Consider the following 15829-nt stretch of genomic DNA (forward strand, 5'->3'; position numbering starts at 1 on the left):
TTCGGTTCGGATGTTCAGGCCAGCGGCGAGAGGCCGGCGGAGGTGAGCAGGTAGGCGTCCTGGCCGATGGCGTCGCCGGTGGCGATCTCGAGCACCGACTTGCCCACTTGCTCGGCGGTGAGCGCGGGCCCGCTGGCCCGCACGAAGGAGTCGACGTCGACGCCTTGCCGGTTGGCGTAGGCCGCGACGGCGGCCGCCCCCAGGGCGGTGGCCGGCGTCAACCGCGGCAGCACGGCGGTGAATCCGATCCCGAGCCCCGCGCGCTGCGCCTCGATGGCGGCATAGCTGGTGATGAACCTGACGGTCGCCTTCGCCCCCGCATAGCCACCCGACAGCGGCGACCCGTTCAGCGCAGCGCCGCTGGACATCACGATCACCGAGCTGCCCGGCGCCAGCGGACGCAGCAGCGTCTGGCGAATCCAGTGGAACGCCTGCGCGACGTCGGAGTTCCAGTTCGCGCTGAACGTCTCCCAGGTCTGTTCCTGGAGTGGCAGCATCGGCGGCGTCGCACCGGCACACAGCACCAGGGTGCGCGGCCGGTGCTCGTCGATCAGCCGTTCGGCAGTCCCCGGATCGGCGGCGTCGGCCACCACCGGCGTGAAGGAGTCGCCGAGCTGGGTGCGCACCTCCTCGAGTTGCGCTCGGGTGCGTGCAACGCCGACGACGCGCACACCGGCGGCCACCAACGCGGCGGCGATGGCACGGCCGAATCCGCGGCCGGCTCCGGTCACGATCGCGGTGGTGCCGGTGAGCCCGTCGGCGTGGGCGGTACTGGGTTGGTTCATGGTCGTTCTCGCTCTCTGACGTGGTCTGCGGCCGTGGCCGCGCCTTCACCAATTCAGATACGGCGCGGCATCTGGTTTCATCGGCCGCGGACCGATGAATTTCGGCGGCGGGATGTCTCTAAGGGAGTAGGTTCCCTCGCAGCCGAAAGGAGTGGGTCGTGCCGGCGCAGGAGGATTTCGTCGAGCAGGCGGCGCCATTTCGGGCCGAGCTGATCGCACATTGCTACCGCATGCTGGGCTCGGTGCACGACGCCGAGGACCTGGTCCAGGAGACGTATCTGCGGGGCTGGCGTGGCTATCCGGCATTCGAGGAACGCGCGGCGCTGAAGACGTGGCTGTACCGGATCGCCACGACCGCCTGCCTGCGGGCGCTGGAGAACCGCGCGCGCCGCGTGCTGCCGATGGGTGTGGGGGAAGGCTCGATCGACCCGGACGCGGATTTCGACGCGAAGACCGGCGCGCACGCCTGGCTGGAGCCCATTCCCGACGCGCTGATGTTCAAGAGCCCCGAAGACGACCTCGCCGCCAAGCAGAGCGTGCGGCTGGCCGTGATGACGGCACTTCAGGAGCTTCCGGCGCGGCAGCGCGCGGTATTGATCCTGCGCGACGTCGTGCAGTTCAGCGCCGCCGAGGTTGCCGAACTGCTCGAAACCACGCCCGCGGCGGTGAACAGTTCGCTGCAGCGCGCCCGGACCCGCCTCGCCGACCTGTCCCCCACCGAGGAGAGCATGTCCGAGCCCGGCGATGCCGAGCGTCGCGAATTACTCGACCGGTATTGCGCGGCATTCGAAAACGCGGACATGGCCGCGTTGACAGCGCTGCTGCAAGCCGATGTCAAACTCGAAATGCCGCCAATGCCAGTGTGGTTCACCGGCCGGGACGCCGTACTGCGATTCCTTGCCGGACGCGCCCTGGCCGAGCCCGGCGATATTGTGATGATCCCGACGGCCGCGAATTCGCAACCCGCCGTTGCCGAGTACCGGCGCGGCGCCGACGGGGCGATGCGGGCGCATTCCATTCACGTGCTGACCACCGGCGCTTCCGGCGTCGCCGGCATCACCGTCTTCCTCGACCCTGGCCTGTTCAGCACGTTTGGTTTTTCGCCAACCCGGTAACCTTGGAGCAGGGACATAATCGCACCCCTTGCTCTCTAAGGGAGGCCCGACCTGCATCGTCATCGGTGTCGTCGCACGGTTTTACCTTCCCGCCCACGTGTGGACAGGTCCTCCACACGCCAGGATCATTAGGCGCGGTAGACGAAGTGAAGGGTGACGAGTGAAGATTCCCGGCGTTTCCAGCGTCGTCGCTGGTGTAGCTGGCGGAGCGGCGCAGGTCGTGCGCGCCGGCGTGTCCACCGCGGCGGGGGCCGCGGGCGCGCTGCAGATGTTGGCCAGCCCGGTAACCGAACTCGCCGGACCGGTCATCCAGTCCGTCGCCCAGACGACGGGCCGCGCGATCGGGATGGACAGTTCCTCCAACGGCTCCCCCGGGGCCGTCCTGCCGCCGGTGCGCTGGCACAGTGGGCACCGCGTGCACCTGGACTTGGATCCATTGCTTCCGTTCCCCCGCTGGCACGAGTACGCCCCCGCCGTGGAGGAGCCGGTGCGCCGGATTCCGGGCGTGACCAAGGCCCACGTCGAGGGCTCACTGGGCCGCCTGGTGGTCGAACTGTCGGACGACGCGGACAACGACGCGGTTGTGGACGAGGTGCGCGCGACGGTGTCCTCGATCGCCTCCGACATCACCTGGTCCAAGTCGGAGTCGCCGCCGCTGTCCGCGCCGTTCGCCGACCCGGGCAACCCGCTGGCGATTCTGGTACCGCTCACCGCGGCGGCAATGGATCTGGTCGCGATGGGGGCGGCGGTCACCGGTTGGGTGACCCGGCTGCCCGCGGCGCCGCAGACCACCCGCGCCGCGGCCGCGCTGATCAATCATCAACCGCGCATGGTCTCGATCCTGGAGGCCCGGCTGGGCCGGGTGGGCACCGACCTCGCCCTGGCCGCGACGACGGCGGCCGCCCACGGTCTGACCCAATCGTTCGGCACCCCGATGCTCGACCTGACGCAACGCACCCTGCAGGTCTCCGAGGCGTCGGCGCATCGGCGCGTCTGGCGCGACCGCGAGCCACAGCTGGCCTCCCCCGACCGGCCGCAGGCCCCGGTGGTCCCGGTCATTTCCTCGGCCAAGTCGGAGTTGCCCCGGCACAGCTGGGCCGCGGCGGCCGCCGGTGAAGCGTCCCACGTCGTGGTCGGAGGAACGATCGACGCCGCGATGGACAAGGCCAAGGGCTCGATGGCCGGTCCGGTGGAAAGCTATGTCGATTCGGCGGCCAACGGCTCGCTGATCGCCGCGGTCAGCGCCCTGGTCGCCGGCGGCGGCACCGAAGACGCGGCCGCAGCCATCGAGGCCGGGGTACCCCGCGCCGCGCACATGGGTCGGCAGGCGTTCGCCGCGATTCTGGGCCGCGGGCTTGCCAATTCAGGGCAACTGGTGCTCGACCCGGGTGCCCTGCGCCGCCTGGACCGGGTGAAGGTGGTCGTCATCGACGGCGCCGCGCTGCGCGGCGATCATCGCGCGGTCTTGCATGTCCGCGGAGACGCTCCCGGCTGGGATGACGACCGGGTCTACGAGGTGGCCGACGCGCTGCTGCACGGCGAGGAGGCGCCCGAGCCCGACCCGGACGAGTTGCCCGCGACCGGTGCACGGCTGAAATGGGTTCGGCAACAAGGGTCTTCGGCGACGCCCGCGCAGGGCCTGGAAAGCGCCGACCTGATCGTCGACGGCGAATGCGTCGGCAGTGTCGACGTGGGCTGGGAGGTCGACCCCTACGCCATTCCGCTGTTCCAGACCGCGAACCGCACCGGTGCGAGAGTGGTACTGCGCCATGTCGCGGGCACCGAAGACCTCAGCGCCAGCGTCGGCACCACGCATCCGCCCGGCACACCGCTGCTCAACGTGGTCCGGGAGCTGCGTGCCGACCGCGGACCGGTGCTGCTGATCACCGCGCTGCATCGGGATTTCGCCTCGACCGACACCCTGGCCGCGCTCGCGATCGCCGATATCGGTGTGGCACTTGATGATCCGCGCGCCGCGACGGCATGGACCGCGGACATCATCACGGGCACCGATCTGGCCGACGCGGTGCGCATCCTGTCGGCGATCCCGGTGGCCCGGTCGGCCAGCGAGTCGGCGGTGCACCTGGCGCAGGGCGGCACCACGCTGGCCGGGCTGCTGCTGGTCACCGGTGAACAGGAGGCAGGCACCAGCCCGGTGAGCTTCCGGCGCTGGCTCAACCCGGTCAACGCCGCCGCGGCCACCGCGCTGGTCGCCGGAACCTTCTCGGCGGCCCGGGTGCTGCGGCTGCCCGACCCCACTCCCCAACCGCTGACCGCCTGGCACGCGCTGGATCCCGAGATCGTGTACTCGCGGCTGGCCGGCGGCGCGCGGCCGATGGCCGTCGAAACCGAGTCGTCCTGGCGGCGCCGTCTCGACGACCTGTCGTACAGCCCGGCGCTGGAACCCCTGCGCAAACCCCTGCACAACGTGGCCCGGCTGGCCTCGGCGACCCGGACCGAACTCGCGGATCCGCTGACCCCCATCCTGGCCGTCGGCGCGGCGGCGTCGGCGATCGTCGGCAGCAACGTGGACGCGCTTCTGGTGGCCGGCGTCATGACCGTCAACGCGATAACCGGTGGGGCGCAACGGCTCCGGGCTGAATCCGCCGCCGCCGAGCTGTTCGCCGAGCAGGACCAGCTGGTGCGCCGGGTGGTTGTTCCGGCCGTCGCGACGACGCGCCGCCGGCTCGAGGCCGCCCGACACGCGACCCGCACGGCGACGGTGTCCGCGAAGTCCTTGCGGCCCGGCGACGTCATCGACCTGGCCGCACCCGAAGTGGTGCCCGCCGATGCCCGCCTGCTGGTCGCCGAAGACCTCGAGGTCGACGAGTCGCTGCTGACCGGCGAGTCGCTTCCGGTGGACAAGCAGGTGGATCCCGTCGCCGTCAACGACCCCGACCGCGCCAGCATGCTGTTCGAGGGCAGCACCATCGTCGCCGGACACGCCCGGGCGATCGTCGTGGCCACCGGGGTCGGCACCGCCGCGCACCGCGCGATCTCGGCGGTCGCAAACGTCGAAACGTCGGCCGGAATCCAAGCGCGGCTGCGCGAACTCACCAGCAAGGTTCTCCCGCTGACGCTGGCCGGCGGGGCCACGGTGTCGGCGCTGGCGTTGCTTCGCCATGCGTCCCTGCGCCAGGCGGTGGCCGACGGCGTCGCGATCGCGGTGGCCGCGGTCCCCGAGGGCCTGCCGTTGGTGGCTACCCTCTCCCAGCTCTCCGCCGCCCAGCGCCTGACGGCGCGCGGAGCTCTGGTCCGCGCACCGCGCACCATCGAGGCGTTGGGCCGCGTCGACACCATATGTTTCGACAAGACCGGCACGCTCACCGAGAACCGGCTACGCGTGGTGTGCGCCGTGCCCGCCGACGTCAACCCGCACGACCCGTTCCCGAAACTGACCGACCCGGAATCGGCCGCTCTGCTGCGGGCCGCGGCACGGGCGTCCGCTCAGCCACAGGAAGGCCAGGGACATGCGCACGCCACCGACGAGGCGATCCTCACCGCGGCGAGTTCGCTGAACGGCCACACCGATTCGGACTGGACGATGCTCGCGGAGGTGCCGTTCGAGTCCAGTCGCGGCTTCGCCGCCGCGATCGGCACCGTGGGCCACGACGGCATTGCCAATGGCCATCCCGCGGACGCGCCGGTGCTGATCCTCAAGGGAGCCCCCGAGGTCATCCTGCCGCGCTGCAAGTTCGCCGACCCGGAAGCCGACCGGCAGCGGGCCGAGGCGGTGGTGCACGGTCTCGCCGAGCAGGGCTTGCGGGTGCTCGCCGTGGCGCAGCGCGTTTGGAAGCACGAGACCGACGACGACGACACCGACGCCGACGCCGTCGACGCGGCGGCGAAGAACCTCGAGCTGCTGGGCTACGTCGGCCTGGCCGACACTGCCCGGGCGTCGGCGCGTCCGCTGATCGAAGCCCTGCTGGACGCCGACCGCGACGTGGTGCTGATCACCGGCGACCACCCGGTCACCGCGCGGGCGATCGCCCGGCAACTGGGCCTGCCCGAGGACGTGCGGGTGGTTACCGGCGCCGAACTCGCGGCTCTCGACGAGGACGCGTGCGCCAAGCTGGTCGCCGACGTGCAGGTGTTCGCCCGCGTCAGCCCGGAGCAGAAGGTGCAGATCGTGGGCGCCCTGCAGCGCTGCGGGCGCGTGACCGCGATGGTCGGCGACGGCGCCAACGACGCCGCCGCCATCCGGATGGCCGACGTCGGTATCGGGGTGAGCGGTCGCGGATCGTCGGCCGCCCGCGGCGCCGCCGACATCGTGTTGACCGACGACGATCTGGGCGTGCTGATGGACGCCCTGGTCGAGGGCCGCAGCATGTGGGGCGGGGTTCGCGACGCCGTCACGATCCTGGTCGGCGGCAACGTTGGCGAGGTGTTGTTCACCATCATCGGGACCGCCTTCGGCCAGGGCCGCGCGCCGGTGGGAACCCGGCAGCTGCTGCTGGTAAACCTGCTCACCGACATGTTCCCCGCCCTGGCGGTCGCGGTCACGTCGCAGTACGTCGAGCCCGACGAAGCCGAGTACGAATCCGCCGAAGCCGCCGACGAGGCCCGCCGCCTGCACCGCCGCGCGGTGCTCACCGGACCCACCCCCTCACTCGACGCCCCGCTGATGCGCCAGATCGTGACCCGCGGCGCCGTCACGGCCGCCGGGGCGACGGCTGCCTGGGCCATCGGGCGTTGGACGCCGGGCACCGAACGCCGCACGGCGACAATGGGGTTGACCGCGCTCGTGACGACCCAGCTGGCGCAGACGCTGCTGACACGGCGGCACAGCCCGCTCGTGGTGGCGACCGCCCTGGGCAGCGCAGGCGTGCTGGTCGGCATCGTGCAGACGCCGGTGCTCAGTCAGTTCTTCGGATGCACGCCGCTGGGGCCGGTGGCCTGGTCGGGTGTGCTGGGTTCGACGGCCGGTGCCACCGCGATCTCGGCGCTGGCGCCCAACTGGCTGGCCAAGCAGGTCGCCGCTTTGGAGCCCGGCGAGGGGTAAGCCGTCAGCCGGACAGTTCTTTGCGCAGCACCTTGCCGGTGGGATTGCGCGGGATGCTGTCCACGACGTTGATGTCGCGGGGCTGTTCGAAGCGAGAGACGCGGCCCTTCAGGTACTCGCGCAGCTCGGCCACGTCGATCTCGCCACCCGGCTGCGCCACCACGAACGCCGCCAGGCGCTGACCGAACCGTTCGTCGGGCACGCCGATGACCACGTTGTCGGCGATGGCGGGGTGCTGCGCGAGGGCGTTCTCGACCGCGCGGGGATACACGTTCTCGCCACCGGAGATGATCATGTCGTCTTCGCGGCCGACGATGAAGAGCCGGCCCGCATTGTCCAGATAGCCCATGTCACCGGTGCTGGTCATGCCGTCGACGACGGCTTTCGCCGCGCCATCGGTATAGCCCTCGCTGGTCAATTCGCCGCCGACGAAGATCCGCCCGGTGACCCGCGGCCCGACCGGCTTGTCGTTCTTGTTGAAGATGCGCACCGGGCACCCGACGACGGGTCTCCCGACGGTTTCGGGGGCTTCGCGCAGATCCGCCGGCGTGGCCAGCGCGCCGATGCCGACCTCGGTGGAGCCGTAGCCGTTGTAGAGGATGTCGCCGTAGGCGTCCATGAACCGCTGGCCCAGAGTCGGGTCGAGGCGGTCGCCGCTGGAGATCACCGTGCGCAAGTAGGGCAGCGGGTTTCGCGCCCGAACCTCCTCGGGCAGCTCCAGGATTCGCGCGAGCACGACCGGCACCGCGGTGAAGGCGTCCGCGCGGTGCAGCGACGCCTGGGCCAACGCGGCCTCGGCGTCGAACTCACGGCGCGTCAGAACGGTGCCGCCGAGCGCGAAGGTCAGCATCAGCATGCCCAGCCCGAGCCCGTGAAACATGGGCATTGCCACCGAAATCCGCGAACCGGTGCGCAACCGGGTGCGATCGAGGATCGTCACCCACACGCCCACCGCCGAGCGCATCTGCGGGGTGCGCGGCACGCCCTTGGGTTTCCCGGTGGTGCCCGACGTCAGCAGCACGATGCGGCCGGGGGTGGCGACGTCCGGGCGGGCGCCCTCGTCGGTGCCGACCGTCGCCGGATCGACCGTGACGACCGAATCGTCCGCACTCCGGACCCGCTCGGTGAATTCGTCGTCGACGACCACGGTCGAGATGCGGTGGGCCGCTACCGCGGCCGCCAGCGCATCGGTGCGGAACTCCGTGCTCATCGGCACGACGTCGGCACCCAGCAGGGCCGCGGCGAAAACGCCCGCCACGAAACCGCGTCCGTTGCGGCACATCACCCCAACCGCCTGCCCGGGTGCAACACCGTCGCCGGCCAGCCGCCGCGCCAGCGACTCGGTCGCTTGCTGCAGCTGGCGATAGGTCAGCGCGCCGTCGTCGTCGACGATCGCCGTCCGGTCGGGCCAGCGGGCGGCGGTGACCGCCAGCAGCGTGTAGGGGTTGGTGCCGCCCCGGCGCACCTCGCGCAGCAGCCGGACACCCGCGAGCGGCGCCGGCGGAGTGAGCAGACCGGAACGCAGCAGGGCCCGGGCGGCGGAGGGGAGCACGCGATCAGTCGTCATCAGCGGCCTCGTCGGTGTCGGACTCGCTGAAGAACCGGCGATGCCACAGCCGGGCCGCATAGTCGGCCGGCCCGGCCAGGAGCACCGAGGCCACCTCGGCCGGCAGCACCCACAGCGGCGCAATGGTGCGGGGCCGCTCGATGATCGCCTTGGCGATGGCGTCGGCGGCTTCGTCGGGTGAGAGTCCCGGAAGGCTGCCCAGCAGCGGGGTGGGCGCGATCATCCTGGTGCGGACCAGCGCGAAGTAGACGGTGGTGACGTCGACGCCGTCGGTGTGCAACTCCGGCGCCACGCTGCGCAACCACCTGTCGAAGGCGCCCTTGGACGCCTGATAGGCACCCCACTGCGGGCCCGGCGCCACCCGCACGGCGACGCTCGACACGTTCACGATGTGCCCGCTGCCGTTGCCGCGCATGGCCGGCAGCAGCCCCAGCAGCAGCCGCACCGGCCCCAGGTAATTGATGTCGATGGTGCGCTGGAAGTCGTGCGGCCGGTCGTACTGGTCATGCAGCGAACGGCGCAATGACTTGCCGGCGTTGCTCACCACGATGTCGAGCGGACCGTGCTCCTCGGTGATCTGTTCGGTCAGGGTGCTCACCGCGGATTCGTCGGTGAGGTCGGTCGGGTAGGAGACCGCTCGACCCCCGCCGGCGTTGATCGACGCGGTGAGGTCGCGGAGCCGTTCCGCGGACCGGGCGACCACCAGCACGGTCGCCCCCGCGGCGGCCAGGCTGCGCGCAGTCGCCTCACCGATGCCGTAGGAGGCGCCCGTCACCAAGACGGTCTTGCCGAGGACGGTGCCCCGCAACTTGTCGGGGTCCGACACCCGCGCCGGGTTGGCCACGTGGTCCGTGACCGTGTTCAGGGCCTGCGTTAGTGCGTTCAACTTCGCTGCCGCATCCACTCGAGCCGCTTGCCGGGGTCGGCGGTTGCTTCACCGTGCCCCGGGCTCGTAACTACAAGTAGCAGACCACAGTGCGGTCCGGACCTGCGCTCCGCCCCGGCCAAGACCGCCCCCGGGGACCCTCGGCGACGGGTGAGCGTAGGCCGCCCGAGCGTGCGCGCCGGATCAGCGCCGCGCACAACCGATCTCAGCCCGTCCGCATCAGCGGCGGTTATTTTATGAGAACACAGTAATTTCGGTGTTTCCTGTGTTTAGCGAACGCGTCGGCTGGGCACAATGGCGGCATGATTGCGCGTCAATTAGTTCGTTCCCTCGGTTCAGCAGCAGTTATCGCAGCGTCGGGCATGGCCGTCTCGGCCTTGTCCACGTCCGTTATCCCTTCCGCCTCGGCCCAGTGTCCGGACGTGCAAGTGGTATTCGCCCGCGGCACCGGTGAAGCGCCGGGCGTCGGCCCCACCGGTCAAGCCTTCGTCGACGCGCTGCACCAGCGCGTCGGCGGACGGTCGTTCGATGTGTATCCGGTCAACTACCCCGCCAGCGACCAATGGGATACCGGCATCGACGGGATCAGAGACGCGGGCGCACACATCAACTCGATGGCCCACGACTGCCCCACCACCAAAATGGTGCTCGGCGGCTACTCGCAGGGCGCGGCCGTGATGGGGTTTGTCACCTCGGCCTCGGTGCCCGACGGCATCGACCCCAACACCGTTCCAAAGCCGCTGTCCCCCGACGTCGCCAGCCACGTCTCCTCGGTCGTGCTGTTCGGCATGCCCAACGTGCGGGCGATGAACTTCCTCAACGAACCGCCCGTGGTCATCGGCCCGCTCTACCAAGACAAGACCGTCAAGGTGTGCGCCACCGAGGACCCGGTCTGCTCCGACGGGATGAATTTCGCCGCGCACGACACCTACGCCGACGACAACGCGATGATCGACAAGGGAGTCGCCTTCGCCTCCAGCCATCTGGGTTCGGGCGGGCCCGGCGCACAGTCGGTCGCGTCGCCGCACGGCAGCTTCGGAGAGTAGCGGCCCGACGGAGATTCCTGGCTACTCCCTGATGAAGCCTTTGTTGCGCATCAGGGCGTCGGCCAGGAATCCGTCGTGCGGAATGTGCGGTGCGTGCAACCACGTCGGATGCTGTCCGCAGTACACATTGCCGATGGTCGGCTCGGCGACCAGATGGTCGATCAGCGTCTCGTCGCCGGTGATCGCGGTGACGACGAGCGAATGCCGCAACGGGCGCACCCCGGCCTCGCGCGTCCAGGGCGACACCCACACACACGGGAACGGCAGCTCGAGGTTGAGCGTGTCGACGTCGGGTTCGGCCAGCAGATGGACGGCGGGGCGCAGCGCGGCATAGCCTTTCCCGAGATCGGCGACCACCTGATCGGCGCCGAGCAGCGGGGTTGACCCGGCGGCCTTGGCCGCCAGGAACTTTGCCAGGGCGCGCGCCTTCTCGACGGGCTGGGTCGGCAGGTTCGCCGACTCGTCATCGGTGGGCAGCGGCTCGATGGCCGCCAGTCGCTCGGCGATCGCCCGGGCGACATCGGTGGGATCGCCCTCGTAGAGCACCGCGGTGGTGTTGACGCACGCCATGCCGCCGTGGTTGGCGATCGAGCCGACGATGACGTCCAGATAGTCACGCCAGTCCCGGTCGGCGGTGATCACGATCTTGGTGCGCCCCGGCCCGTTCACGATCACCGCCGGATCGCCGGCGTACTTGTCGACCACGTCCTGGCCGCCGTACACCATGGCGAGGTCGGCGGATCGGATGATTTCGTCGGCTCCGGCATGGTCGGTGGGCAGATAGACGGCGTCCTCGGCGCGAAACCCGGCCTCCCGCAGCGCGCACACCAGCCGATGCGCCGTCAGCGGTTCGCGCCGCGATGGGCGCACCGCGACCCGGTAGCCCAGCGCCAGCGCCTGGGGCCAGAGCCCATGGACGCCGGGGCCGTTTCCGGCCGCGTGCACTGCGAACACCTCCCCCCGGCGCACCCACAACGCGCCGCCCGCGCGGGTGCGCTCGTCGCGCCAGTCCAGCGTCGCCCCTACCGGCTGAGCCGGCCGCACCGCATCGAAAGCGCCGGCTACCGCGTCGGCCACGCCGCGCGCCCCGGCGCGGGTGATGGCGATCGGCATGCCCGAGATCCGGGCGGCCAGCCCGACATAGGCCTCGAAATCCAGGCCCGCGATCACGCCGTTGCCGAAGATGTCGGCGGCCCGGGACAGCGCCGCCGCGCGCTGGGCGAGCGGCAGCGGTGCGGCCTTGCGCTGCGCGCCCAGCGTGCGCGAAACGTAGAGCGGCGGAACCATGCTCAGCTCCGCGACGGCGGCGCCCGCGGTGGTGGTGATCACCTGGCGGTTGCGGGTCCGGTATTCACCGTCGGCGCCGAGCGCGTCCAGCGCGACCAAATCGGTTGCGACGCCGATGTTTTCACCGGTCACGCTCAGTACACGCCTTCGATGACGGCTTCGCCCTCAAAGGTGGACACTGGTCGCACCTCGCTGACCGAGTCGCTGAGTTCACCCGCCGGTCCCGGCATCCTGATCGCCAGGTCGCGCTCCAGGTTGTTCGGGATGAACATGCCCTTGCTGACGTGGTTCATCACCACCTGGCCCTGCTGCCCGTACGGCACCCGTTCCCCGGTGTCGGGATCGACCACCCAGAACACCACGTACGGGGTGCGCGGGTCGAAGACGAATGTGTCGCCGTCGACGGTTCGGGTGACCGCCTGCGACAGCACCATCGTGCTGCCGAACGCCATGGTGATCGTGGTCGCGGGGAAGATGCCGCGCAGCAGGTCGAGGGTGTCGGCATCCACATGCGCGCCGCTGAGCAGCAGGTAGCGGATCTTGTCGTTGACCAGGTCCACCACCCGATCGTCGCGGACCATGGCCTCCAGCAGCGGCGGGGTGGCGTGCAGGTTGGCGACGTTCTGTGTCTGTAACACGAAGACGGCCTGCTCAACGACGTGGTCGACGTAGGCCGCCACGTCGGCGGCGGCGCCGCGGGCGGCGATCTTTTTGACCCAGCGCGGATCGATGTCGATCGCGTGGAAGGCCGCGCCGAGCCGCTGCGACACCAGCCGGGAGAAGTAGCCGACGCCGTGTGGGCCGCTCGGCATCAGGCAGAGAAATCCCTGCCCCTGCCGGAAGCCACCGGTGGCGAAGTCCTCGGTCTGCCATTTGATGACCTGCGCGACCCAATCCGGTAGCTGCGCAGTGCGTTTCGGGGCGCCGGTGGTGCCGCCGGACTCGAAGATCTGGGGCACCGGGGGCGCAGATCCCTGGGCGAGGTAACCGCGCGGAATGAGATCCTCCACTGGGACGCTGCGCAATTCGTTGACCAGGTTGGGAAACAACCGCAGATCGGCAAAGGTGTTGACGTCGGTCAACGGGTTGAAGTCCAGTGCGCCGGCGGTCCGCAGCCAGAACGGCGACCCGGTGTCGTCGCCGAAGTGCCAGGCGATCGCGGCGCGCAGATAGGCTTCGGCATCCTCGACCGGTGCCGCGCGCGGGACGTCCAACAACGAGAAGTCGACTTCGCCCATGCCCTTGATCCTGTCCCATCGTGGGCCGCTACGCCAAGGACACCGGCCCTCCACCCGTGTCCTCGTATCGCTTTATCGTCTTATTTCACAGTACGTTTCATCGGTGTGCACGCGGTGTTCAGCCCGATGCCAGCTCACGAAAGTAGCCCCGCAGCGTCCGGGGCTCGCGGCCCAGGATTGCGCGCAACACCAGCGGATTGCCGCCGGGCAGACCGTGCCGGTCGTAGTAGGCCATCATCCGGGTCATGCCGTCGCGGAAGGAGCCTTCTGGTAGGCGGGCGGCGTATTGGTCCAGGGGTATTTGCACCGCGGCGATCGGCCGGCTGAGCACCTCGCTGAGAATCGCGGCCGTTTCGCGGGTGTCCTGCATTCCGGGCGCACACAATTCAAAGGTGCCGTAGCCGAGTTCGGCGTCCGTCATCGCCATCGCGGCGACCTCCGCGATGTCGCGGTAATCCACCGAAGCCATCTTCGAGGTCAGCGCGTACGGCTGCGCCAGCCGGTTGTTTTCAACGATGTCGCCCCAGGACTGCTCGAAATTCTGCATGAACCGGGCGGGCTGCAGCACGGTGAAGTCCAACTCCGAGCCGTACAGCGCCTCCTCGACCGCCAGCTTCGCGGCATGGTTGGTCATCGCCGAGATCGACGGGTGAATGACGCCGGAATACACGAACTTTCGCACGCCGGCGGCCCGGGCAGCGTCGACCATTGCCAGACCCATCTGGGCTTCGGTCGCCGAGTGCGCGGGACCGATGTGGAAGACGCCGTCCATCCCGGCCATGGCGTCGGTGAGGCTCTCGGGTGCGGTGAGATCGCCGATGACGGTCTCGTCGGCGCCGTTGCGCCGGGCCAGCAGCGCCCGTTCCTCAGTGCGCACCAACGCCCGCACCGCGGCGCCGCGTCGTTTCAGCTCGGGCAACACCAGGCGGGCATGTCGCCCGGTGGCGCCCACCATCAAGACTCGCATCGCGTCCTCCCGCGCGAGCCGCTCCTGGCCTAACTGCCGAGCAGGGCGGTGATCGCCTGATTGAAACGGGGATAGATGTCGTCATAGGTGCCGTCACGCTCGGCATACCGGAACATCTTGGCGCGCTCCACCACAATCTCCTTGGCGTCCGGCTGCGTCTGCAGCAGCGTCATCGTCTCGGTGATGTAGTCCTCCAGCGGCATCGCCCGGGGGTCGAATCCCCGCTCGCCCTGCAGCGCGGTCTGCACGTGCGGCGGGATGATCTCGATCACCTGCACGGAGGTGTCGCGCAGCTGGAAGCGCAGCGATTCGGTGTAGGAGTGCAGCGCCGCCTTGGCGGCGCAGTAGGTCGGGGTGAGCGCGCTGGGCATGAAGGCCAGACCGGACGTGACGTTGAGGATCGTGGCGTGCGGCTTGCGCAGCAGCGCCGGCAGCAGCGCCGAGGTCAGCCGGAGGGGGCCCAGCAGATTGATGGCGACCGACTGCTCGGCCAGACCGACATTGCCACTGGTCAGGTCCTCGACCCGCTGGATGCCGGCGTTGTTGACGACGACGTTGAGGTCTGGGTAATGGTCGGTCACCCGGGTGGCGAATCGCCGGATGTCGGCGGCGTCACCCTGATCGAGCGACAGGGTTTGCATGCCCGGGTTGGCCTCGGCGACGGCCTTTAATTTGTCGCTGCGCCGGGCGGCGATGATCACCGTGTTACCCAAACGGTGGAAAGACTCGGCCAGGCCGCGGCCGATGCCGCTGCCGCCACCGGTGACCAGAACGGTGTTGCCGGTCATCTGCATCGCGGTTCTCCTTTGGGGTCGCCCTGTCATCGGCCAGCTCGACCGGCCTACTCGGCCGACAGAGCGGAATGCCCCAATGCGGAGCCGGCTAACCACGATGCCCTATGCGCCCGCGCGGTGTCACGACAATCACGGCCGCCGAAGGATCCGTTACGCGGCCGGCCGGTTGTGCAGCGGGCGCGGGTCGACGCCGGCGCGCTGCCACGCCGCGGCGGCCCAGCTCGTGTAGAGCACCCGGACGGGCAGCCGGTTGAGCAGCGGGTTGAGCGCCCGGATGGCCGCGGCGATGCGCTGAAAACGCTTCTCCTTCTTGGCGTCCCACTGCAGCTGGCACACCTCGCGCATCTGGGGTGGCAGGGTGCCGACCACGACCAGCCGGGTGTAGGCGTTCAGCGGCGCCGACAGGATCTTCCACAACGGCCTAGGGATCCGGCGCGGACCGGGGATGCCCTTGCGGATGTAGCCGGTGCCGTACAGCACGGTCTTGTGCGGGACGAACCGGTCGAGCATCTCGTCCCAGTAGGACAGGAAGTCGTCGTAGGTCTGCGGTTGTGCGCGGTCGCTGACGCCGTACAGGCTGTACCAGAGCTTGCCCTCGTTGAAGACCTGTTCCTTCTCCGCGTGCGACAGCCTGCGGATGAACGTGTCGGTGTTGTAGATGACCTGGTCGACGAAGCTGGCGTGCGCCCAGTAGAACAGCTCCGGATTCAACGCGTGATACCTCGAGCCGTCGCTGATGGTGCCTTTGATCGTCTTGTGGAAGTCGCGCACCTTGCGGCCCCACTCGTGGGGTTCGTCGGAGTAGACGGTGTTCATCAGGGGCGGCGCGGTCCGCTTGGCCCGGCCCAGCGTGTCGCTGAAGATGACGGAATGGTCCAGCACGCCCTGGGCGAGCTGTTCGATGCAGTTCTCCACCCCGGCGGTGCGCTGGAAACCGAAGAGCTGAGTCCGGTTGTCCCCGTAAAACTTCCAGATCAACGAATCCGGGCCCAGCCGCGGTGCGGCGTCGGCGACGTCGTCGTCGTCGATGGGCATGGGGATCGCTTCGCGAACGCCGGTGTCGAACCGCGAACCCGCGCTCGGCGCGGTCCACTCGTCGTGCTGGGCGGTCATGCCCACCTCCTGGTCGCGCCGGGCGGAGC

The 15829-nt window shown here is 69.7% G+C and carries 11 protein-coding genes; 3 read left to right on the forward strand and 8 right to left on the reverse strand.

All coding sequences use genetic code 11. The features are described from left to right. Window positions 1-14: 14 nt before the first annotated feature. Entirely contained in the window at window positions 15-785 is a 771-nt protein-coding gene (locus MTY59_RS06950) for an SDR family oxidoreductase (protein ID WP_221045023.1), read from the reverse strand. Window positions 786-943: 158 nt separating this feature from the next. Between MTY59_RS06950 and MTY59_RS06955 the strand changes: the two genes are divergently transcribed. Further along, window positions 944-1900, forward strand: coding sequence for a sigma-70 family RNA polymerase sigma factor (locus MTY59_RS06955; RefSeq protein ID WP_221045024.1), 957 nt, complete (start codon window positions 944-946; stop codon window positions 1898-1900). A 160-nt stretch (window positions 1901-2060) separates the two neighbouring features. Continuing rightward, on the forward strand, window positions 2061-6902 hold the full coding sequence (locus MTY59_RS06960) for a cation-translocating P-type ATPase (protein ID WP_250160732.1): 4842 nt from the start codon (window positions 2061-2063) through the stop codon (window positions 6900-6902). Between the two features lie 4 nt (window positions 6903-6906). On the opposite strand, the gene MTY59_RS06965 is transcribed toward MTY59_RS06960, so the two are convergent. Together MTY59_RS06965 and MTY59_RS06970 are read right to left on the reverse strand one after the other, a co-directional pair. Further along, window positions 6907-8469: an AMP-binding protein gene (locus tag MTY59_RS06965; RefSeq protein ID WP_221046297.1), complete on the reverse strand. Its 1563-nt coding sequence runs from the start codon at window positions 8467-8469 to the stop codon at window positions 6907-6909. Next, on the reverse strand, window positions 8459-9355 hold the full coding sequence (locus MTY59_RS06970; protein WP_221045025.1) for an SDR family NAD(P)-dependent oxidoreductase: 897 nt from the start codon (window positions 9353-9355) through the stop codon (window positions 8459-8461). Before MTY59_RS06970 ends, MTY59_RS06965 begins: the two co-directional genes overlap by 11 nt. Window positions 9356-9657: 302 nt before the next feature. Between MTY59_RS06970 and MTY59_RS06975 the strand changes: the two genes are divergently transcribed. After that, a complete protein-coding gene (locus tag MTY59_RS06975) occupies window positions 9658-10401 on the forward strand; it encodes a cutinase family protein (RefSeq protein ID WP_221045026.1) in 744 nt (247 codons plus the stop codon). A 21-nt stretch (window positions 10402-10422) separates the two neighbouring features. Here the strand turns inward: MTY59_RS06975 and MTY59_RS06980 are convergent, their stop codons facing one another. The 5 genes from MTY59_RS06980 to MTY59_RS07000 form a co-directional block, all read right to left on the reverse strand. Then, window positions 10423-11787 (reverse strand): aldehyde dehydrogenase family protein, encoded by a 1365-nt coding sequence (locus tag MTY59_RS06980; RefSeq protein ID WP_221046298.1) that lies wholly within the window; start codon window positions 11785-11787, stop codon window positions 10423-10425. Between the two features lie 35 nt (window positions 11788-11822). After that, on the reverse strand, window positions 11823-12926 hold the full coding sequence (locus MTY59_RS06985) for a class I adenylate-forming enzyme family protein (protein WP_221045027.1): 1104 nt from the start codon (window positions 12924-12926) through the stop codon (window positions 11823-11825). 118 nt (window positions 12927-13044) lie between these two features. Next, window positions 13045-13893: an SDR family oxidoreductase gene (locus MTY59_RS06990; RefSeq protein ID WP_221045028.1), complete on the reverse strand. Its 849-nt coding sequence runs from the start codon at window positions 13891-13893 to the stop codon at window positions 13045-13047. A 29-nt stretch (window positions 13894-13922) separates the two neighbouring features. After that, window positions 13923-14687: an SDR family oxidoreductase gene (locus MTY59_RS06995; RefSeq protein ID WP_221045029.1), complete on the reverse strand. Its 765-nt coding sequence runs from the start codon at window positions 14685-14687 to the stop codon at window positions 13923-13925. A 150-nt stretch (window positions 14688-14837) separates the two neighbouring features. Next, window positions 14838-15800 carry an oxygenase MpaB family protein gene (locus MTY59_RS07000; protein ID WP_221045030.1) on the reverse strand — a complete coding sequence of 321 codons (963 nt, stop codon included), beginning with the start codon at window positions 15798-15800 and terminating at the stop codon, window positions 14838-14840. Window positions 15801-15829 lie beyond the last annotated feature (29 nt).

Source organism: Mycobacterium senriense, from assembly GCF_019668465.1.
Lineage (GTDB): Bacteria > Actinomycetota > Actinomycetes > Mycobacteriales > Mycobacteriaceae > Mycobacterium > Mycobacterium senriense.